17 protein-coding genes are annotated in these 19,467 nt (G+C 46.6%); 5 read left to right on the top strand and 12 right to left on the bottom strand.

Annotated features, from left to right (window positions below):
* Positions 1-118 precede the first annotated feature (118 nt).
* The 3 genes from MMOL_RS00280 to MMOL_RS00270 all read right to left on the bottom strand — a co-directional run bounded on the left by MMOL_RS00280 (position 119) and on the right by MMOL_RS00270 (position 2,487).
* Positions 119-799 (bottom strand): DsbA family oxidoreductase, encoded by a 681-nt coding sequence (locus MMOL_RS00280; protein WP_012777426.1) that lies wholly within the window; start codon positions 797-799, stop codon positions 119-121.
* Between the two features lie 170 nt (positions 800-969).
* Positions 970-1,527 carry a TetR/AcrR family transcriptional regulator gene (locus MMOL_RS00275; RefSeq protein ID WP_012777425.1) on the bottom strand — a complete coding sequence of 186 codons (558 nt, stop codon included), beginning with the start codon at positions 1,525-1,527 and terminating at the stop codon, positions 970-972.
* Positions 1,528-1,692: 165 nt separating this feature from the next.
* Entirely contained in the window at positions 1,693-2,487 is a 795-nt protein-coding gene (locus MMOL_RS00270; protein WP_012777424.1) for an SDR family NAD(P)-dependent oxidoreductase, read from the bottom strand.
* 255 nt (positions 2,488-2,742) lie between these two features.
* On the opposite strand from MMOL_RS00270, the gene MMOL_RS00265 reads away from it, so the two are divergent.
* Positions 2,743-3,105, top strand: coding sequence for a hypothetical protein (locus MMOL_RS00265; RefSeq protein ID WP_420794742.1), 363 nt, complete (start codon positions 2,743-2,745; stop codon positions 3,103-3,105).
* A 216-nt stretch (positions 3,106-3,321) separates the two neighbouring features.
* On the opposite strand, the gene MMOL_RS00260 is transcribed toward MMOL_RS00265, so the two are convergent.
* Together MMOL_RS00260 and MMOL_RS00255 are read right to left on the bottom strand one after the other, a co-directional pair.
* The gene (locus MMOL_RS00260; RefSeq protein WP_012777421.1) at positions 3,322-4,182 is read right to left on the bottom strand and encodes an AraC family transcriptional regulator; all 861 of its coding nucleotides are present in this window, start codon (positions 4,180-4,182) and stop codon (positions 3,322-3,324) included.
* Positions 4,183-4,466: 284 nt separating this feature from the next.
* Positions 4,467-5,444, bottom strand: coding sequence for a GlxA family transcriptional regulator (locus MMOL_RS00255; RefSeq protein WP_012777420.1), 978 nt, complete (start codon positions 5,442-5,444; stop codon positions 4,467-4,469).
* 298 nt (positions 5,445-5,742) lie between these two features.
* On the opposite strand from MMOL_RS00255, the gene MMOL_RS00250 reads away from it, so the two are divergent.
* Entirely contained in the window at positions 5,743-6,291 is a 549-nt protein-coding gene (locus MMOL_RS00250) for a cysteine hydrolase family protein (RefSeq protein WP_012777419.1), read from the top strand.
* Positions 6,292-6,554: 263 nt separating this feature from the next.
* On the opposite strand, the gene MMOL_RS00245 is transcribed toward MMOL_RS00250, so the two are convergent.
* Positions 6,555-7,253, bottom strand: coding sequence for a TSCPD domain-containing protein (locus tag MMOL_RS00245; protein ID WP_012777418.1), 699 nt, complete (start codon positions 7,251-7,253; stop codon positions 6,555-6,557).
* 253 nt (positions 7,254-7,506) lie between these two features.
* Positions 7,507-9,672, bottom strand: coding sequence for an adenosylcobalamin-dependent ribonucleoside-diphosphate reductase (locus tag MMOL_RS00240; RefSeq protein WP_012777417.1), 2,166 nt, complete (start codon positions 9,670-9,672; stop codon positions 7,507-7,509).
* Positions 9,673-10,048: 376 nt separating this feature from the next.
* Here MMOL_RS00240 and waaA point away from each other — a divergent pair, with 376 nt between their 5' ends.
* Entirely contained in the window at positions 10,049-11,311 is a 1,263-nt protein-coding gene (gene waaA / locus MMOL_RS00235) for a lipid IV(A) 3-deoxy-D-manno-octulosonic acid transferase (RefSeq protein ID WP_012777416.1), read from the top strand.
* A gap of 37 nt (positions 11,312-11,348) precedes the next feature.
* Here the strand turns inward: waaA and MMOL_RS00230 are convergent, their stop codons facing one another.
* From MMOL_RS00230 to MMOL_RS00210, 5 genes are all read right to left on the bottom strand, one after another.
* On the bottom strand, positions 11,349-11,906 hold the full coding sequence (locus tag MMOL_RS00230) for an isochorismatase family protein (RefSeq protein ID WP_012777415.1): 558 nt from the start codon (positions 11,904-11,906) through the stop codon (positions 11,349-11,351).
* A 1-nt stretch (position 11,907) separates the two neighbouring features.
* Positions 11,908-13,263, bottom strand: coding sequence for a TolC family outer membrane protein (locus tag MMOL_RS00225; protein ID WP_012777414.1), 1,356 nt, complete (start codon positions 13,261-13,263; stop codon positions 11,908-11,910).
* Positions 13,264-13,298: 35 nt separating this feature from the next.
* Positions 13,299-13,988 carry a protein-L-isoaspartate O-methyltransferase family protein gene (locus tag MMOL_RS00220; RefSeq protein ID WP_012777413.1) on the bottom strand — a complete coding sequence of 230 codons (690 nt, stop codon included), beginning with the start codon at positions 13,986-13,988 and terminating at the stop codon, positions 13,299-13,301.
* A gap of 129 nt (positions 13,989-14,117) precedes the next feature.
* The gene (locus MMOL_RS00215) at positions 14,118-15,491 is read right to left on the bottom strand and encodes a sigma-54-dependent transcriptional regulator (RefSeq protein WP_012777412.1); all 1,374 of its coding nucleotides are present in this window, start codon (positions 15,489-15,491) and stop codon (positions 14,118-14,120) included.
* Positions 15,492-15,523: 32 nt separating this feature from the next.
* Positions 15,524-17,245 carry a sensor histidine kinase gene (locus MMOL_RS00210; protein WP_012777411.1) on the bottom strand — a complete coding sequence of 574 codons (1,722 nt, stop codon included), beginning with the start codon at positions 17,243-17,245 and terminating at the stop codon, positions 15,524-15,526.
* 204 nt (positions 17,246-17,449) lie between these two features.
* Here MMOL_RS00210 and MMOL_RS00205 point away from each other — a divergent pair, with 204 nt between their 5' ends.
* Positions 17,450-18,475, top strand: coding sequence for a hypothetical protein (locus MMOL_RS00205; RefSeq protein ID WP_012777410.1), 1,026 nt, complete (start codon positions 17,450-17,452; stop codon positions 18,473-18,475).
* The gene (locus MMOL_RS00200; RefSeq protein WP_012777409.1) at positions 18,475-18,954 is read left to right on the top strand and encodes a type 2 periplasmic-binding domain-containing protein; all 480 of its coding nucleotides are present in this window, start codon (positions 18,475-18,477) and stop codon (positions 18,952-18,954) included. Before MMOL_RS00205 ends, MMOL_RS00200 begins: the two co-directional genes overlap by 1 nt.
* Positions 18,955-19,467: the final 513 nt, after the last annotated feature.

The raw sequence follows: 19,467 nt of genomic DNA, 5'->3' as shown, positions 1-19,467 counted from the left end.
CTCCTTTTAGTAATTACGCTTTCGCGTTTGAAATAAGTTTTAGCAAATTTACCTATGGAATTTTGCTAAATCTGAATTTACGTGTTGCTACCAATCAATAAAACTTAACGCTTAAAGCTTAGACTGCACACCCATCGATGCCACAGCTTTGCCCAGAAACATCATCCAGAAACTCAGGGGCATCCTTTGCTGCTCTAAGCAAAGCACTTTCAAAGTCATCCACTTCGCGCGCACCTGACAGCGGGTAGCCGTTATTGAATATGAACAAAGGCACACCATTAGATAGTCGATTTGCTTTTAACTCATCTTGAGCAATTTCAGATGCAATTTGAGGAGAGTCAAAATCTATCTCACTTTCAGAAATACCCAAGTCTTTAACAAGCGAAATCAGCACATCTCTATTGAATATATCGATTCCATCGGTGGTATATGCTTGGAAAATTCTCTCAACGGCTGTGTTTTTATCCGCTATCGATGAGATGCTTTTAACAAGCGCATGTGCATCACTTGTGTCACCAAAACGCATGGTGTCAAAGTTATATTTCAAACCCTCTAGGGCGCCGCGCTCATCGATCATGGACAACAACTTTTCTGCTGCCGTAATACTTACAGACTTACGTATGATGGCTTGTTTGAAATCTTCTGGCGCTGCGCCTTTGGCAAGTCGATAGGATTTAGGTGTAACAATCACATCGACTTCTCCCGCCAACCTAAACACAGCCTTTTCAAAACGTCGTTTTGCGATCCAACACCACGGACAAGCGAAATCTGACCAAATCTCTACGTTGACTCTTTTCATAAAAACTTCTCCTATTTAGTATTTAAAATCTTTAACTACCTACTAATCGGTAGTTTTTTTGGGTTAAATTTAAGGAATCAGGCCAATGTGGACAATGATTCCTTAAAAATGGCCAAAGCGACACTCGTCAACTTTGGTCTTGTTTATTATGTTTGTATAGCTATCTAAATCTATTCAATAATCAGTTGAATAATATTGTCACTGATTGCGTCATTTTCTTTCGTTGCCCAGTTGATAAAGCTGGCGCCTTCTAGAATACTCAATAGCAAGAAAGCTTTCTGTCTACTTTTAAAATCCTGCGAAAGCTCTCCATTAGCCACTCCCTTGTCAAGAATCGATGTTAGCCATTTCAACTGCATATCAAAAAAATGTTGAGTGATTGTTTGTAAACCTGATGGTAGTGCTGCCATCTCGGCTGCCAACGCCCCACATAGAGGTAATAAACCGCCTTCACTGCTAGCACGAAAGGCTAAAACATAAGCATTCAATCGTCCTTGCAAATCGTTATGCGTATTCTCAATGCGTTGGAACTCAACTCGCACCCTTGCGATATATTCTTCGACAATTGCGATTCCCAACTCTTCCTTCGTGGGGAAGTGATGATGAATACTTGCTTTCCTGATTCCAATCATTTCTGACAAGTCGGCGTAGCTAAACGCCGCGTATCCCTTGGTGCGCATCAGGCCTTCTGCGGCCTGAACTAATGCGTCCCGTGTTCCTATTGCCATACTTACTCCTAATTGCCTGTATTGAGTCAGAAAGACCATAACGCCTGACATTAGCAGAAGACTGCCAAATAGTCACTTGTCAGTCAACTTTAGGTCGACGAATTATTCAATACATCCTAATTTAAGTACCATCAGGATATAGAGCCACATACGGTCCTTCTTTACTTACTTACCGAGCTTACGCGAGGCCATTATGCCGCCATCTACATCCCACACAGCACCGGTCACCCAGGAAGCCTTATCGGATAATAGGAAGATAATACTTTCAGCTACGTCGCGCGGTGTACCATTACGGCCAAGCGGATGGAAGTCATTGAAACTTTCCAGTGCGCTATCCAGATGCTCGCTAGGGATGAATCGTTCGAAGATCTTGGTTTCAACCATGCCTGGAGCAACCGCATTAATACGAATGTTGTTTCCTGCAAGTTCTGCAGCCACATGCTTCGTCATGGCTTCAAGGCCGATTTTCGCCATTGAATAAGCAGATGCGTGAACGGTTTCAATGGCTTGGCGAGCGGCAACGGCTGTGACATTGACGATTGAACCTGGCTTTTTCTGCGCAACCAAAGCACTTGCAACCTGCTTTGTAATGAAGAAGATTGCACGGTTCAAGTTGAGAAAGTTGTCATAGTCTTCAGGAGAATGCTCCAGAAATGCTTTTGGATAAAAAATGCCAGCAGAGTTCACCAGTAGATCGATGTCACTGTGCTCAAGTGCCAGTTTCTCAATGAGCGCCTGTACACTACCAAAATCAGCCAAATTAGCAGTCAATGCGAATGCATTACCTTCGCCTGTAATGGCCGCAAGTTGCTGACGAGCTACTTCGGCCTTTTCTGGGCGATTCCCGATTACAACGACGGAGCCTCCTTCATTAGCAACCATCACTGCGGTCTCTAGACCAATACCACTTGTCCCACCTACGACCAACAGTTTGCGACCTTCAAAGTTTTTGGTTTGCATTATTAGTTCCCCTATTAACGGTTAAAAGACCCACCTACCAACTAGTAGGTAGTTATAATATACATACCAAATCAGGATGTCAAGTGTTTGAGATTTAAGCTAAGTTATAAGCAATTTTGTGCTGGTTTACGTTAATAATACTTATCAACTTGTTAAAGGTATCGATAAAGCGTATTGCGATTTTGGTAACAGTAGGCTTACTTTTCATAGTAGCATTGAGCTATTAAGAGGATAGGAAGAACTCCTGTGCAAACAATGGATTCACATACAAATATATACGAAGGAAAATCAACTAAATTTGCCATCATGGTGGGCAATGTTGAGCATTTTAAAGCTGCAGTTTTCACGGCAGACCAGCTGCTAAAAATCGGGGAAAACTTTACGATTGAAGTTGTTGCTGTGGGGGAATTGGTTAAAGATATTGCTGATGACACGTCTCTTTTTGAGGACATCAATAAGGCGGAAGCATTAGGGTTAAAGTTAACAGTGTGTGAGGTTGCTATGGCTTCTAATAAAGTATCAAAAAATAAATTAGACAAGCGAATGACAACTATTAGGAATGGTTGGATACATATGTTTGAATTGAAAGACAAAGGTTATAACACCCTCAGTACCTGACTGCTGTGAAAAGAATTAAAGATAATTGCGGAGGGTGAAGTGTTATTTCAGTGTCCGCTTTGCGCCGTAAGCCCCAATTGTCAGCGTCTGCTTAGATGTATCACCATTATCTCCGGGCGTATGACGGCTATTAAGTAAGCACATCGCAAAGATGAATGAGTACCCTATGCCAGAACCTGTCAATGGCGACATATCTCCCATTTACTCATTCAACCTTTATTTCAACGGTAAATATATATCCGTAATCAACTCGTGTTCAGAGGTATCTGGTAGCAAGTTCAGATAGTGGAAATACAGCGGGAAATCGCGTAACTCCTCTCCACTCTCTGGCAACCAGTCCCGATACAAGTAATAGGCACAGGTTCCTATCCTGTCGTGTGAGCCATGGTGGCGTATAACCGCGCATCGGCCACGTGGGATTATCTTGTTGACCACCCCTTGTGGGTTGTCAGGCACATCTTCCGATACCGAACCACAGATATCGAAACGAAATTGCTCCGGATCCGTCGTGTCGGGGTTGTCATAAGCAATTCCGAAACTCTCGCTGGACTTGACTGGAGACAAGCCGCTTGACTTGCGCCACTCGATGAATATTCCGACCGAATCATTGATCAATGCGGGAGTGCCTCGATGCTCCAGAACAGCCACCTTGGTTTCTTCAAACTCTATGATATTTACTTCCATGCTTTGTTTCCTTTCTCTATTGGGTAATTGATATCGTTCGTTCCATGGTTCCCATGCAGGGCTTCGTCGAAATCCAGAAGGGGTTTGCCCAAAAGCGTTCTTGAATGCGCGGGAAAACGATTCTGGATTTTCAAAACCGGCATCCAATGCAATGTCGGTAATCATCTCTATCTTGTTGAAAGCAAGTCGATAGGACGCCCGTTTGAGCCGCATCAACTGGATATATCTAAAGACGCTTATTCCGGTGTATTCGGAAAACTGCCTGTGAAAGTGATATTTTGAGAAACTCGCTACTTGGCTCACCGACTCCAAGGTCAGTACCTCACCAAGGTGTTTGTCGATGTAATCGAAAACCCTGTTGAACCTTGTCTCGTAAGCGCTTGCCTTCGACATATTCTCTCCGTGCATCCATGAATGAGACGAAACTATACGCTGTCGCAAAGTGCATGTCCTGACTGAGATTGCGCTTTCTATTTTACCTACGTTGAATCCTCGATTGAGGATACGAATGACCGGTTAGGGCCGATTGCTGAAGTTAGAAAAACTTAACTGAACGGCAGTTGTATCACGCTAACATGCCTAAAACGTGTTAATCCGCAAAGCTGACAGTCAACTTTAGACTGTAAACCACTTCCATCGACTCATGGCTGACATTGCCTTCAATAAAAATCAGTCTTTCATGAAGTAAGTGTTTTCACTGTTTTACAGAAGGTACGTCGATAATCAGATGGAGATATACCTAATTGAGCTGAAAATTGCTGCCTCAACGAAAGGGGTGTGCCAAAGCCTGCTGTGCCAGCAATAGCTTCAATTGACATGTCTGTGATTTCAAGCAACTGCTGTGCTCTAGCAACACGCTCAGCATTCAACCACTTGATAACTGTCGTGCCGGTAGTTTCCCGAAAGCGGCGAGTAAATGTGCGTCGACTCATGCAAGCAACTTCAGCTAACTTCGCAAGCGAAAGAGGTTCCGGCAAATGTTCTCGTGCCCATTCCAGCACACCGGGCAGTCGGTTTTCGCTCGGCAATTCTGGTATCGGGTGCTCTATGTATTGCACTTGCCCCCCTTGCCGATGCGGTGGTGTAACCAACAACCTGGCGGTACGGTTAGCGATATCTGCGCCATGACGTTGACGCACTAAATGCAGGCAGCAATCAATGGCAGCAACAGTGCCCGCAGAAGTCACTATATTGCCATCAGCAACATATAGCTCATCAGGGCGGAAGTGCGTGAGCGGAAATTGCTTGGCAAATCTGTCTCGTGCTATCCAGTGTGTTGTAGCCTTCCTACCATCAAGTAACCCAGCTTCTCCTAAGACAAACGCGCCCAGGCACAGCCCTACAATCAGCTTTCCCTGAGTGTGAGCTTCGTTAAGCGTGTCTATCAGATCTTTTGAAGCAGCTGCATCTGGCGCATCGCTCCAGGCAGGCACAATAATGATATCTGCATCATGCATTGCATTTAAACCATCTTTTACTTCGATCATGAGGCCTTGATCGGTTCGGACCAATCCTGACACCTGCGCGCAATAGCGCACGTCATAACTTGGTTCATCCGATATGGCATTGACGCCATTGAAAACAATGCCAGGTACGGATAGATGAAATAGGCTTACGCCTTCAAAAGCCAAAACTGCAACGCGGGAGGGTGTCATAGCAAATGAAGCCCATAAAAGAATGGCCCAATACTATCGAAAGTTGTCAAAATGGTCAATTGTTGGTACATGACCTCACGCGCATAATGCTTTTAAGCTGAAATTGTGCCATTAAGGCTCCTTGGTCAATTAACGTGTTGGAATAAGTGAGTGAACAATTTAATTTTTGGTCAATGCCGTGGCGCAGCACCAGAGCCACTGTCCATTCTTTATTTCGCTATCGCAGGTATGTCTTACTACCACTGCTGGCGAGGCCCGCTTAAAAACTTTTTACCTATGAACCTGAAAGGACGTATCCATGAGCAAGCAAGCAGTTATTGTTGTAGACCTTCAGAACGAGTATTTACCGACTGGCAAGTTGCCATTAACGGGCATTGAGTCCGCATTAGAAAATGCTGCACGTATTATTGGAGATGCGCGCAGCAATGACATTCCAGTAATTCATATTCGCCACGAGTTTATCACCCCTGGCGCGCCATTCTTTGTGCCAGGAAGCGATGGAGTTTTGATTCACTCAACCGTTGCTCCCTCAGATGAAGAGCTGGTTATAGTCAAAAACTATCCTAACTCCTTCTTGAAGACCGACCTCAAGAAAACTTTGGATGAGAAAGGTATTGAGGAAGTAACCGTTGTTGGCGCAATGAGCCATATGTGTATTGATGCAACAGCACGGGCAGCTTCAGACTTTGGCTACAAAACTACGGTAGTACATGATGCATGTGCTACGCGAGATTTAGAGTTTGGTGGAAAGATTGTGCCTGCCGAGCAAGTGCATACTGCATTGATGTCAGCACTGGAGTTTGGATATGCAAAGGTCTTATCTACCGAAGAGTATTTGGCCAAGTAAATATTGTTTGTAATTTAATGCAAGGCGTGACGGGTCTTAAATCCGCTTTAGCAGTCATTAATGACCAACCCTACGCTTTAATTAAAACATGACCGCCATAACTTGGTAGTGCACGATTTCAAATTTCTATGTCCATAAAAAAGCCTGAATTATCAGGCTTTTCTACTAGTGCTTTATGCGGTTGGTGCTAGCGGCTTATGGGGTAAAACTAGTCACTTATGGAGTGTCGCACAAACAAAAAGGAGCCTAAGCTCCTTTTTAATTTAACCACACTTACTTTCACCACAATTCAAGCAAGTTAAACACCCATCCATAATAATGCTGGCTTTGGTATTACATTTTTTACAAAGCTGCGCACCTTTTGGGAAGCCTTCTTCATTTACTTCTTCGCCTGATTTCGCGTGTTTTTCTAGGTATTCCGCTTTTTTCTCTTCTACCAGTTTTTGTTGGTGTTCATCTAGGCCTGGCTTTTTGAGCATGCCGATTTCTTGTAGGTGCTGCTCTACTACTTCACCGATTTCTGCCACTAGGCTAGGCACAAATTTGCCGCCTTTTTTGAAGTAGCCACCGCTTGGTTCAAATACGCTTTTTAGCTCTTCTACCAAGAAAGTCACATCGCCACCTTTACGGAACACGGCTGACATAACGCGTGTTAACGCAACTATCCATTGAAAGTGCTCCATGTTTTTGGAGTTGATAAACACTTCAAACGGGCGGCGGTGCTCTTGTGGCGTGCCTTCGTTCATCACTATATCGTTAATGGTGATGTAGAGCGCGTGCTCAGTCACTGGTGTTTTAATTTTGTAGGTGTTACCTACTAATTTTTCTGGGCGGCCAAGTGGCTCACCTAGCTGTACAACGTTGGTCGCGGCTTCAGCTACTTTTGCTTCTGCAGCTTTAGCTTTGTCTTCTTCTGACACTAGGTTGTAGCTAACAATTTTCTTTTCAATTTTAATCGCCATGTTTGGTCTCCTGTGGGGTCTTTTTGGCTTTCCCGTTCCGTATATTGTTTGTTGTTTAGCTTTAAGTCACTGGATTCTGACTTTCATCGAAATGACGACTTATTGCTATTTAAACTAAAATTCAATCAGTAAAACGTAGCGAGCGATGCGAGTGCTAGGCGAAAATCAGTTTTGAACCGGAGTGTACAAATAGTACATGAGGATTTAAAACTGATTTTTAACAACGCAATCGCGAGCGCAGCCGTTTTAATGATTAGAATTTTCCGTAGTAGCCTTCTTTTAATGCATCATACAGATTAGCCGCTGAGTGAATCTCACCATCATACTCAATCTCGTCGTTACCTTTAGCTTCAATCTCAGTGCCGTCTTCTAAGGTAAATTTGTAAGTGGTGCTTTCTAAGTCTTTTTCTGTCACCAACACGCCTTGGAACGCTTCAGGGTTGAATCTGAAAGTTGTGCAGCCTTTTAAGCCTTTATCGTAGGCGTATAGATAGATATTTTTGAAGTCTTCAAAGTCATAATCGGTTGGCACGTTAATGGTTTTTGAAATTGAGCTATCAATCCATTTTTGTGAAGCCGCTTGAATATCCACGTGCGCTTTGGCCATAATGGTTGAAGAATCCAGGAAGTAATCTGGCAACTGCTCTTCTGGTTTGTCGCTGAATGGCATCGCATTTGGGTTAATCAGCTCACGGTACGCTAACAACTCATAAGAGAATACGTCTACTTTCTCTTTTGATTTTTTACCTTCACGAATCACGTTACGTGCATAGTGGTGCGCGAATGATGGCTCAATACCGTTACTTGCATTGTTAGCTAGTGACAGTGAGATAGTGCCAGTTGGCGCGATAGAGCTATGGTGTGTGAAACGTACGCCTTTAGTAGCGATTTGGTTGCGTAAGCCTTCAGGGAACTGCTGCATGTAGCGGCTGTATTTACCCAGCAATACTTTACCTGCGATTTTTTGGCCAACTTTAATGCCATCTGCTGCCATTTCTGGGCGCTTTGCCAGCATGTCTGCGGTGATTTCGAATTTCTCATCCATGATAGGCGCTGCGCCTTTTTCTTCAGCCAACTGCACGCCCACGCTCCAGCCTTCTTCTGCCATCACGCGTGTCACTTCTTCAGTAAACTTGATAGAGTCTTCTTCACCGTATTTCATTTTCATCATGGTGAGGCTAGAACCTAAACCTAAGTAGCCCATGCCGTGGCGGCGTTTACGCATGATTTCATCGCGTTGTTGTTGCAGTGGCAAGCCGTTGATTTCAACCACGTTGTCTAGCATACGGGTGAAAATTGCTACCACTTCGCGGTATTCTTTCCAGTCGAAGTAAGCTTCATCTGTGAATGGTTTTTTCACAAAACGGGTCAGGTTAACTGAGCCTAGCAAGCATGCGCCATAAGGTGGCAATGGTTGCTCGCCACATGGGTTGGTAGCGCGGATGTTTTCGCAGAACCAGTTGTTGTTCATTTCATTGACGCGGTCGATCAAAATAAAGCCTGGCTCAGCAAAGTCGTAGGTTGAGGACATGATCACATCCCACAAACGGCGTGCTTTAATAGTTTTGTACACGCGGCAAGCCACTTTACCGGCATCTACGCCGTCAGTTTTGGTCAGATATTTGCCTTTGATTGGCCACTCGCGCCATACCACTTGGGACTCATCATTAACATTCAGGTTGTCGATGATGGATTCTTTTTCTGTCACTGGGAATGCCAGTTTCCATTCAGCGTCCGCTTTTACTGCTTCCATGAACTCTTTGGTGATGAGGCATGACAAGTTGAATTGGCGTAAACGGCCATTTTCACGTTTTGCTTTGATAAAGTCAGTCACATCTGGGTGTGAGATATCAAACGTTGCCATTTGCGCACCACGACGGCCACCCGCAGAAGAGACGGTGAAGCACATTTTGTCGTAGATATCCATGAAAGATAGCGGGCCGCTCGTGTAAGCACCAGCACCAGCCACAAACGCACCTTTTGGACGCAAGGTTGAGAACTCGTAACCAATACCGCAACCTGCTTTAAGGGTTAAACCTGCCTCGTGCACTTTGCCTAAAATATCATCCATGCTGTCTGAGATAACGCCAGAAACAGTACAGTTAATAGTAGAGGTGGCTGGTTTATGCTCTAACGCACCTGCGTTAGAAGTAATACGGCCAGCAGGGATAGCGCCGCGGCGTAGTGCCCATAAGAATTTCTCATGCCATTCAGCGCGTTTTTCTTCTGTGGTTTCTACATCGGCTAAAGCACGCGCTACGCGTAGATAAGAGGCATCCATGTCAGCATCAACATTTTCGCCCTGCTTAGATTTCAAACGATATTTTTTATCCCAAATATCCAGTGAAACAGGCTGAACAGGAATCTCTTTTTCAACCTCTGTACTTGAATTCTTAGCAGTATCTACAGCTTTTAGCATTATTTAACCCTCTTTTTAGTAGACTTAAATCAACGATAAAACAATGAGATAAGTCTGTATTATTTAACGGCAACGTAGTTGAAGATGGTAAGCACACACTAACTTTTTCACACCACCACAACTAGGCATTAACCACTATATATTGTGTTTTTTTAGTAATTTAATCATTCTGTAGTGGTAGGTCAAGCGGTTTTTCGATAAATATTTTTATCTAAAAGTGTAAATTCCGCTTGCCAAATTTCAAGGCCGCACTGGCGCTGGCTTGGGGCAAATCGGCTAATTAAATATGAGTAGGTGCACTTAAAAAACCATATGAAAAAATTTATGCGAAAATACAACAACTCAATATTGCACCTGCCCAACACCAATAAACAAAATGACGCGCAACCTCTATACCTGCCTGCTTTATCTATTGCTGCCGTTTACGCCGCTCAAATTACTGTGGCGCGGTAGAAAGCAGCCCGAGTACTTACAGCATTGGCGTGAGCGTTATGGCTTTTATCAAACTCCGGTGCAAAAGCCCGTGATTTGGCTGCATTGTGTTTCGGTTGGCGAAACACGTGCTGCAGAGCCGCTGATCAAAGCCTTATTAAGCCAATATCCAACGCACCAATTACTACTGACGCACACCACACCCACTGGCCGTGCTACCAGCGAGCAGCTTTTTGGAGATAGCGTGAGCCGCGTTTATTTACCCTACGATGTGCCATTTGCCGTTGCACGCTTTTTACAGCACTTTAAACCGGTAGTAGGTGCGCTGATGGAAACCGAACTATGGTTTAACCTGATTGCAGGCTGCAAACAACGCGATATTCCAGTGCTACTAGTCAATGCCAGGCTTTCAGAAAAATCTGCCACAGGCTATGCCAAATTAGGCCAGGTATTACGCCAAGGCTTACAAAACCTGAGCGCGATTGCCGCCCAGACCAGTGCCGATGCCAGCCGCCTACAAAGCTTGGGCGCAACCGAAGTGAGCATTACCGGCAATATCAAGTTTGACGTTGCACCGCACGCCACGGCACACAGCTTAGGTGCCCAGTTACGCCAGCTATTAGGCACAGCACGCCCAGTATTTTTAGCCGCCAGCACGCGCGATGGCGAAGAAGAGCTGATTCTGGAGGCAGTGAATCTAGCTAATATCCCCAACCTACTCACCATTATTGTGCCCAGACACCCGCAGCGCTTTGATGCAGTGGCCGGGCTATTAACAAAAGCCAGCCACCCCTACATGCGCCGCTCTACGCTAGACGGCGCGACAGTACCCAACGAGGTTGATTACCTATTAGGTGATTCCATGGGGGAAATGTTCACTTACTATGCTAGCTGTGATGTGGCTTTTATTGGCGGCAGTTTACTACCACTAGGCGGGCAAAACTTGATTGAAGCCTGCAGCATGGGCAAACCTGTGCTGGTAGGGCCGCATACATTTAATTTTGAAGAAGCAACCAAGATGGCGATAGCTGCCGGCGCGGCCAATCGGGTGCAAAACGTAGAAGAATTAAGCCAAAAACTACAGCAATTATTTGCACATAGTCAGCAAAGGCAAGCCATGTGCGATGCCAGCCTGCAATTTAGCGAACAAAATCGTGGTGCAACACAAAAAACCTTAAACGTGTTGCAGGCATATATTACTGCTTAGACTAGCAACCCGTATTGTTTAGTAAACAGAGGTGCCGTTAGCGAATCAGCTTACTGATTGCCTTAAAGGCATCGCCCTGCGCTACCCCTAGCCACTCAAACACTAAAGACTCGGTATTGGTAACGATACAGCCAGCGCTGCGCATACGCGCGATTGCATTGGCTTTATTGGCTGGGTTGCGCGAGATGATGGCGTCTTCCACCACAAAAACCTGCTTGCCTATGGCGATTAAATCTAACGCCGTTTGCAGTACGCAAATATGCGCCTCCATGCCCGCCAGCGCCACCTGTGCATGATCACGCGTTAATTGACGGCTAAATTTAGGTTCAGCCAAACAAGAGAAGCTTACTTTCTCAACCGTATGGAGATGCGGGCTAAAAGCAGACAGCTCAGGCACGGTATGGCCCAAACCTTGGGGATATTGTTCAGTAATAATCGCGGCCACGTTGAGCATATTGGCAGCTTGCAGCAAGATACCGCAATTTTTAAGCACGGCCTGCATGTCGTTAGCAGCCATGACTACGGCTAACTTGGTTTGCACGTCCACCACAACCAGCTGGCTTAACGCAACGTCCGCCTTGTGCTGGACACTCATATTAATGTGCTCCCACTGCTACCAACTGCTGGTTTATATCCGCTAAATCCACCTCGGCCACTACGCCAGAGGTTGCTTTCAGGCGGATGATATTCACCAAATAGCTATACCGTGCCTGTAATAAATCACGCTTGGCGCTAAACAATTGCTGCTGCGCATTCAGCACATCGACACTGGTACGCACACCTACCTCATAGCCTAACTTGGTAGAATCGACTTGGCTTTGACTGGACACCAGCGCTTGCTCATAGGCTTTTACCTGCGCAATACTAGAGCTTAAATTAAGGTAAGCGCGCTGTGTTTCCAACTCCGCACTGCGGCGTGCAATTTGCACATCGTCTTGTGCTTTTTGCTGATTGAGCACGGCCTGGCGCACGCGTGAACTCACCGCACCACCTTGATACAGCGGGATTTGTAACTGCAAGCCGACGACCGCGGTTTTGAGCTCACTGCCGATACCGTTCGCGCTACCATTGGAATAATTGTTGTTATAGTTCGCCACTGCATCCAAGGTAGGCAAATGGCCTGCGTTCAAACGCTCTACCTCTTGCCCGGCCAGCGCTAACGCATCCTGCTGAATTTGCAGGTTTAAATTGTTTTGGCTGGCAACCTCTAACCACTTATCCACACCTTGCGTCAGGCTCGTGGTCGCCATATCTGCTTTAACAGTCGCTAGCCGCTGCGCATATTGCCCGGTAATGGCCTGCACCGCACGCTGTGCAATTTGGTGCTCATTCACCGCCGCAATCTCTTGCGCAAACACTAAGTCATAACGTGCTTGTGCCTCGTTCACATCGGTAATGGTGGCGGTACCTACCTCAAAATTAGCCTTGGCCTGCTCTAGCTGGCTGAGTATGGCGGCCTTTTGCGCAATGATTAAGTCTATTTTGTCTTGCGCCAGCAATACGTCAAAGTAGGCCTGCGTCACGCGCAAAATCAAATCTTGCTTGCTTAGATTCAGCTGCTTATCTGCCTGACTTACTTTCACCTTACTTTGGTCAATTTGGACCAAGCTATCTTTACGGTAAATCGGCTGTCGCGCCTCTATGCCATAGCTATAGCCTTCATAGTTGGTACGCCCTTGCACTCGAAACGGGCTGGCGCCGGATAAGTATTTAAGATCAGACTGCGTGGCGGTAGCGGCTGCATTTAAATTAACCGCGGGGCGATACAGAGCCTTAGCTTGCTCTATACTTTCTTGCGCCGCCTGATTGGCGCTCAAAGCCGAGGCCAGCGTGGGGTCGTTTGCCAATGCTTGCTGATAAACCTCTATCAATGAATAAGCTTTGTCATCCGCATGGACAAAGTTCACCCATACTGACCACAACACCATGCACTGAATAAAGGCTTTAAGCATAGAGATAACGGCTTAATAAATAATAATTAGTACAATTAAAAAGCAAACTTGCTAGCTTGTGGCGCATTTTCCAACACTGGCAAGCAGGTTTCAAAAATCGTTTCATGGCGGAAGGAAGTTTCGCCCACGCGCTCGGTCACGGTTGCTTCCATAATTGGCGACTCACCCACTACAGCAAATAACCTGCCGCCAACATTGAGCATTTTTTCTGCCGCCAACGGACGCAACGGCAAAGAGCCAGCAAACACAATCACATCATACGGTGCGGCAGCTGCAAAGCCATTTACACCATCAGCTACGTATAAAGTCGTGTTATGGATGCCCTGCGCCTGCAAACGGTATTGCGCTGCATTAGATAGCGTTGGATAAATTTCAACCGCATGTACATGCTGCGCCAAAGTAGCCAGCAACGCAGCCAGATAGCCGCTACCGGTACCCACTAGCAATACTTTATCGGTCTTTTTAATATTTAGCGCCTGCAGAATGCGTCCTTCCAACTTAGGTGACAGCATGGTTTGGCCTTCACCGATAGGCAGCTCCACATCTGCAAAGGCTAAGCCCACTTGAGACTCTGCAACAAACTTCTCACGTGGCACTGCATCTAGCACCGCTAGTACCACAGGGTCTAACACTTCCCAAGTACGAATCTGCTGCTCAATCATGTTAAATCTAGCTTCACCGATGTTGAATTGAGCACTTTCTACTGCTTTAGCTGTTTGTGTCATCTTGATCACTCTAATTGATTACTTCTGAATTGGTTATGTTGAAGTGGTTAAGTTAAGTAGGTTTTATTTAATGTTGATTATAACGCAAGTGCTTATTGGCTAAGGTACTTTTACGCTAATGCCTGCGTACTAGCTAATGCCGTACTGGCTCAGCTTGTACCACAAGGAGCGTTCGCTGATTTCCAGTAATTTTGCGGCCTTACTTTTGTTGCCATTAGTCTGCGCCAGTGCCTTGGCAATGAGTTGCCGCTCTAACTGCTCCACCGCATTCGGTAAGCACAGCGGATTTTGCGGCGCTTCGGCAGTATCTGCATTATGGCCTAAGGCAGTGGCATCGATGAACTCACCATTACTATTCAGCATTTCTGCTGGCAGATGCTGCGGCTGTATCTGTTGATTACCACTGATGATAGCTGCGCGCTCCAGTACATTCTCCAGTTCGCGCACATTGCCTGGCCAGTCGTATTGCATCAGCACCTGCACTGCCTGCGCTGAAATATCTACGCGACGTTTAGCTAAAAAGTGAGTGGCCAACAACTCGATATCAGACTTACGCGCCTTCAAGGCAGGCAAATCAATACGGAAAACGTTCAAGCGGTAATATAAATCTTCGCGTAGCTTGCCGTCTTTAATCGCATCACGCGGGTTGCGATTGGTGGCCGCCACTACGCGAATATCCACAGCAATCGGGCGATTACCGCCCAAGCGCTCGATCACGTTTTCTTGCAGTGCACGCAGCAGTTTGGCCTGCAGCTGCATCGGCATTTCCGTTACCTCGTCTAGAAATAAGGTACCGCCATCGGCTAGCTCAAACTTACCGATACGCTCTTTCACAGCGCCGGTAAACGCGCCTTTTTCGTGCCCAAATAACTCGGACTCCAGCATTTCGTGGGGAATTGCCGCACAGTTCACCGCCACAAACAATGCATTATTGCGCGGAGAGGCGGCATGAATGGCGCGCGCCACTAGCTCCTTACCGGTACCGGTCTCACCCGCTACCAGCACGGTTGCTTTTTCAGGCGCTACTTGGCGGATAGACTCCGCCAAATGCTGCATCGCTGGGCTATTGCCGATTAAACCAGTCGTGTCAGCTTTATCTTCACGCAGGAATCTGTTTTCTACCACCAAACGTGAGAATGACAACGCACGCTTAATCGCCAGCTCTAGTTCGGCTAAATCAAACGGACGCAGAATGTAATCGGATGCGCCATTTTTCATGGCATCGATTGCAGAGCCAATCTCGCCTTGTGCCGTCACAATAATCACCGGCAGCTCAGTATCGGTCTTGCGTACCTCTTTCAGCAGCTGCAAGCCATCCATGCGCGGCATATGTAAATCGGTAACCACACAGTCCACCTGTTGCGCATTAATCACCTCCAGCGCCTCGCGCCCGTCTCTGGCGGTTAGTGGCTGATAACCTGCTTGACGCAGGCTAATCTCCAGCAAACGCAACATGCTGGGTTCATCATCTACGGCTAATATGTATTTGGTGCTGTCTGACATAATCTCACTTTACTGTCTTTACTATACTGGCCTTAGTCTGGCACTGCTTCATTGAGCAGCTGTCGCTTCGGGAGTTCGATTCTAAAATCTGCGCCACTGCTGGCGAGGGTACTTTTCTCTACCGTGAGCGTGCCAAAGTGAGCAGTTACTATCTGCTTGGATACTGCCAAACCTAAACCAATGCCACCAGGCCGCTGCGTAAAGAATGGGTCAAATATCTGCTCTTTCTGCGCCTCGGTCACCCCGGCCCCGTTATCTGCCACACTAATAATGACATGATCTGGCGCATCCGTGATAGAGGCAACCACTTGGCCGCCCGCAGGTAGCACCTGAATCGCATTCAACAGCAAATTGAGCAGCACCTGTGTCATCTGCTCGGCATCACACTCCACCAGCACACGACTCTGCGCCTCGTCGTCAGAAGGCTTAGGTAACACCACAGCCAGGTTAACATCTTTTTTATTCGCCTGCATACGCAGCATGGCCACTGCGTGTTCTAGCATAGGCACCATGTCATGTACAGCAAACTCAGGTTGGCGTGGACGCGCAGAATCTACCAGCGTAGATACCAATTTATTCAAACGCTCTGTTTCCATCTGAATAAACGCCACCACCTCTTGCCCTTCCGGGCTGAGGGTTTTTTCGCGCGCCAGCACTTGTGCCGATGAACGCAATATACCCAGCGGCGTTCTGATTTCATGGCTCATGGCCGCCGCCATTTCACCTGCCACCGCTAGCTTGGCGGCACGTGTCAGGTTTTCTTTTGACAAAGTCAAATCATCCATCATTTTGTTAAATGCTCTGGACAATGCGCGCACCTCTGCCGGCCCACCCACTGTGGGTGGCGCCCCATTGGTAGCACGCATAAAGTGATTAGCGTAATCCGTAAGCCTAGCCAAAGGCCGAGTAATGCGCGCCGACAATGGCGCAGCAAAAGTGGCAGCTAGCAAGCCAGTAATAATCAAGAGTAGTATAAACATGTAGCCCATGCGGTGCACTGGTGCCATCACCACAGAACGATATTGCGCAATTGACACTATCCAATTAAATATCGGTGGCTCGGCGGTAGGCTGTAAGACAGAATCGACAGAAATGTCATGGGCCGCCACGATTTTTTTCCAGTGCTGCGTTTCTGCCAGCACCCTTGTTTCGCGCTGCGCGTCATCCAGATTAATTAAGGCCGCTCCACTACCCTGATTGGTTGTGCTTTCTAGAATCCTGGTCACTGCACTCCAATCAAAAATCACCCATAAGGTACCCACTTTATGCTGATTTTCATCCAAGATATCGCTGGACATCGGCAGTTGCTGCTGATTAAGCTGATACAAACGTACCGTGCGATTGGCAAATGAAATCTGCAACCATAGCGGGGTAGCGTGATCAGGCTTGCCTATATCCGCTGGCTGGCTGGAGGCCACGATCACATTGTGATTATTCACGACGTATAAAGACCGGTAAACGCCGTGGTAGCTCACTTTAAGCTCATTGAGAAAGTTAGATAAACGCTTGTCAAAGTCACCGATGACCACTTCATCCATCACCTCCAAGTGGCTCCAAGAGGCAAGGTTCTGCAAACGCTCAAACATCAGATTATCTACCTGACGCGATGCTGCGTTAGCCCGTGTTTGCATATCGCGGGCGATTTCTTCTCGCAATACGGTACGCGCTTCGTAAAATGTAAGCAATGTCACGATTAGCATCGGTAGCAATGCTGTCATCAAGAAACCCAACAATAGCAATTTCTTGACTGACATTGATTTTACAAATGATAGATTCAAAGTAGTGAGCCTGTGCTTAAGCACCCATATTTAACTGCGTGTGTTTAACTGCTTGTATTGACAGCATAGTTAATTGCGGCCTTGCTTAGCGTGTTGCCATGCTAGCCACGGTTATCGCATATAATCCGCTTATGCTTTTAATTTCAAAAATTATCGCTGATTTTAGCGCCTGGAGCATCCATGCCGCTCATCAATAAACTTCGTATCGGTAAATTCCGTACCGGCAGTGTAGCCCTGCTATTGCTGCTGTGCAACCTTGCCTATGCAGAGGCGCCAGCTACCCCCACAACCAGCTTACTGGATGGCTTTAGGCTGGGCGGCTACGGCAGCGCTGGTATTGCGGTACCGCGTACCGCAGAAACCACCGCCGCCATTAATGAAATCAGCCTAATTTTGACTTGGGAGAGCGAAAGCCGCTTCAGGTTTTTTAGCGAACTAGAGTTAGAAAAGCCGCTTACCTGGGATGATGATAACAAGCTACACAGCAAACAAAGCAATATTGATTTAGAGCGCTTTTACCTAGATTACAACCTATCAGACAACATCAATCTACGCGGCGGACGCTTTCTCACTCCCACTGGCCGTTGGAACCAGCTACACGCCTCACCGCTGGTTTGGACCAGTTCACGCCCCATGGCAACCAGCAGGCTGTTTCCAACCGCCATCAACGGCATCATGAGCTACGGCGCCATACCGCTGAGTACCAGCGCGCTGGAGTACTCGGTGTACATAGAAACACTAAAAGACCAAGATATAAGCCACGACGAATTAAATTTCAAAAATACTAAAGGTGCGCGCATTGCGTTTGGCCAGCAGGCGAATATAGGCATTAACATCATGTCGTTCGAAGAAAAGAATACCACTAGCACTCGTTACCACATGCTAGGGCTAGACTTCATCACCCATTACCGCGACATTGAAATATTGGGCGAGGCATTTCAGCGCTGGGATACACATAACAGCAACAGTGGCTATGGCGCTTATCTGCAAACCGCTATCCCATTACCCGTCGGCACCAACTGGTATGGCATTACACGTATTGAAACCTTTCAGCGTCCTGACGAAGGTCATCAGCAACGCTGGCTGCTTGGCGCCACTTGGCGCGTTAAGCCCACTCAGTTATTGAAACTAGAGTTTACCGGTGGCAGTAACGACCAGCCTGAGTCACCACGCGGCTTTTTAGCTTCATTTGCGGTGCTGTTCTAATGCGCTTGCTGCTTGCCCTCTTGCTAGCAACAAGCAGCCTGTGCCTGACTATGGCTAGCTATGCCGCAGATAAAACCGTGATTGCGGTGATTGTAGCGAACGATAATCCAATCAAAAGTATTGCGGTGGGCGAGCTCAAACTCATTTATTGGCGCAAAAAAACTTACTGGTCACATGGCCAACGCATACACCCGATTAACCTACCACCTGACAACCCAGTGAGGCTACACTTCTCTACCAGTATCTTAGGCAGCTTGCCCAACACACAAAGCGACTACTGGAATGGCTTATATTTCCATGGCGTGTCACCGCCTCATGTGCTGTATTCGGACGAAGCCGCCATTCGTTACGTGCAGGAAACCGCTGGCAGCATTGCCTACGTGGATGCCTGCAAACTGGATACCCGCGTTAAAGCCGTGCTGTGGATACTGCCTAATGGTGAGACCAGCACCGATGCTGCCGCCATTAAATGCAATTAGGCAATGCCATCACATGGCGCCTATCTAGATTGTATCTACCCACACCCTACTTATCTCGCATCTATCCACAACATATCTATCCGTAGCACTCTATCCGCAAGCTAAGCTAGGTCAGTCACTGCAGTGAGCAATCGTCGCATGCTCGCTAGAAAATACGCCTCCAAGCGGCACCAATCCAGCAACAAAATGTCGAAGAAGCAATAGAGCTACGATAAGACTAGCATTGTTAAGCTATTGTTATTAAATGGTTATCAAGTTTATTCACCATCGGTGCAATATTTACATGCTGTCAATCTTTAAATCCTAAAGTTACATACCATTTTTGCATGCAGCTTGATGTATTAACCGGCATAAATTAAGTATCAGTATGCAATAAAAACAAGGCATCAGCAGCTCAGGATAACTCGTAACCATATGATTATTAAATATATATTTACATGTCAACCAACACATATTGGTAATAGCACTTCATCACAGCCATGCCTAGGCACATTACTTGCGTGAAGTTAACCA

The organism is Methylotenera mobilis JLW8, assembly GCF_000023705.1.
Taxonomy (GTDB): domain Bacteria; phylum Pseudomonadota; class Gammaproteobacteria; order Burkholderiales; family Methylophilaceae; genus Methylotenera; species Methylotenera mobilis.
Note: the sequence above shows the minus strand (reverse complement) of the source record. Positions and strands in the feature narration are given on the sequence as shown.

What these genes read in the sequence shown, in the direction of transcription:
- MMOL_RS00280 (WP_012777426.1), bottom strand. Translation starts at nt 799, where the DNA reads ATGAAAAGAGTCAACGTAGAGATTTGGTCAGATTTCGCTTGTCCGTGG.
- MMOL_RS00220 (WP_012777413.1), bottom strand. Translation starts at nt 13,988, where the DNA reads ATGACACAAACAGCTAAAGCAGTAGAAAGTGCTCAATTCAACATCGGT.
- MMOL_RS00270 (WP_012777424.1), bottom strand. Translation starts at nt 2,487, where the DNA reads ATGCAAACCAAAAACTTTGAAGGTCGCAAACTGTTGGTCGTAGGTGGG.
- MMOL_RS00200 (WP_012777409.1), top strand. Translation starts at nt 18,475, where the DNA reads ATGCGCTTGCTGCTTGCCCTCTTGCTAGCAACAAGCAGCCTGTGCCTG.
- MMOL_RS00215 (WP_012777412.1), bottom strand. Translation starts at nt 15,491, where the DNA reads ATGTCAGACAGCACCAAATACATATTAGCCGTAGATGATGAACCCAGC.
- MMOL_RS00245 (WP_012777418.1), bottom strand. Translation starts at nt 7,253, where the DNA reads ATGGCGATTAAAATTGAAAAGAAAATTGTTAGCTACAACCTAGTGTCA.
- MMOL_RS00255 (WP_012777420.1), bottom strand. Translation starts at nt 5,444, where the DNA reads ATGACACCCTCCCGCGTTGCAGTTTTGGCTTTTGAAGGCGTAAGCCTA.
- MMOL_RS00250 (WP_012777419.1), top strand. Translation starts at nt 5,743, where the DNA reads ATGAGCAAGCAAGCAGTTATTGTTGTAGACCTTCAGAACGAGTATTTA.
- waaA (WP_012777416.1), top strand. Translation starts at nt 10,049, where the DNA reads ATGACGCGCAACCTCTATACCTGCCTGCTTTATCTATTGCTGCCGTTT.
- MMOL_RS00225 (WP_012777414.1), bottom strand. Translation starts at nt 13,263, where the DNA reads ATGCTTAAAGCCTTTATTCAGTGCATGGTGTTGTGGTCAGTATGGGTG.
- MMOL_RS00265 (WP_420794742.1), top strand. Translation starts at nt 2,743, where the DNA reads ATGGATTCACATACAAATATATACGAAGGAAAATCAACTAAATTTGCC.
- MMOL_RS00210 (WP_012777411.1), bottom strand. Translation starts at nt 17,245, where the DNA reads ATGTCAGTCAAGAAATTGCTATTGTTGGGTTTCTTGATGACAGCATTG.
- MMOL_RS00275 (WP_012777425.1), bottom strand. Translation starts at nt 1,527, where the DNA reads ATGGCAATAGGAACACGGGACGCATTAGTTCAGGCCGCAGAAGGCCTG.
- MMOL_RS00260 (WP_012777421.1), bottom strand. Translation starts at nt 4,182, where the DNA reads ATGTCGAAGGCAAGCGCTTACGAGACAAGGTTCAACAGGGTTTTCGAT.
- MMOL_RS00230 (WP_012777415.1), bottom strand. Translation starts at nt 11,906, where the DNA reads ATGAGTGTCCAGCACAAGGCGGACGTTGCGTTAAGCCAGCTGGTTGTG.
- MMOL_RS00205 (WP_012777410.1), top strand. Translation starts at nt 17,450, where the DNA reads ATGCCGCTCATCAATAAACTTCGTATCGGTAAATTCCGTACCGGCAGT.
- MMOL_RS00240 (WP_012777417.1), bottom strand. Translation starts at nt 9,672, where the DNA reads ATGCTAAAAGCTGTAGATACTGCTAAGAATTCAAGTACAGAGGTTGAA.